Source organism: Paenibacillus sp. ICGEB2008 (assembly GCF_000307675.1).
Classification (GTDB): domain Bacteria; phylum Bacillota; class Bacilli; order Paenibacillales; family Paenibacillaceae; genus Paenibacillus; species Paenibacillus polymyxa.
In genome coordinates this window covers 1-544 of record NZ_AMQU01000067.1, presented here as the reverse complement: position 1 = coordinate 544, position 544 = coordinate 1, and the positions used below count along the sequence as shown (strand labels likewise).

2 rRNA genes are annotated in these 544 nt (G+C 52.4%); both read left to right on the top strand.

What is annotated here, in order from left to right:
* Nucleotides 1-220: ribosomal RNA gene (locus tag C400_RS0125985) — 16S ribosomal RNA — on the top strand; the annotation flags it as partial.
* A gap of 118 nt (nt 221-338) precedes the next feature.
* Nucleotides 339-455: ribosomal RNA gene (rrf, locus tag C400_RS0125980) — 5S ribosomal RNA — on the top strand.
* Nucleotides 456-544 lie beyond the last annotated feature (89 nt).

The window sequence follows — 544 nt, the reverse complement described above, 5'->3', positions numbered from 1 at the left end:
GCCTACATGAAGTCGGAATTGCTAGTAATCGCGGATCAGCATGCCGCGGTGAATACGTTCCCGGGTCTTGTACACACCGCCCGTCACACCACGAGAGTTTACAACACCCGAAGTCGGTGAGGTAACCGCAAGGAGCCAGCCGCCGAAGGTGGGGTAGATGATTGGGGTGAAGTCGTAACAAGGTAGCCGTATCGGAAGGTGCGGCTGGATCACCTCCTTTCTATGGAGAATCGTTTTCTGCAATGGAAACATTCAAATATGAAGCGTAAGCTTTAAAACTCAGGTTTAGGCCTGTTACTCACTCGTTGCTCAGTTTTGAGAGTTCAAACTCTCAAGCGTTTGGTGGCGATAGCGGAGGGGTTCCACACGTACCCATCCCGAACACGACCGTTAAGCCCTCCAGCGCCGATGGTACTTGGACCGCAGGGTCCTGGGAGAGTAGGACGCCGCCAAGCGCAACCACTAAAGAATAATTTTTTTTTGGTGGTTTATTATGGGCCTTAGCTCAGCTGGTTAGAGCGCACCCCTGATAAGGGTGAGGTCG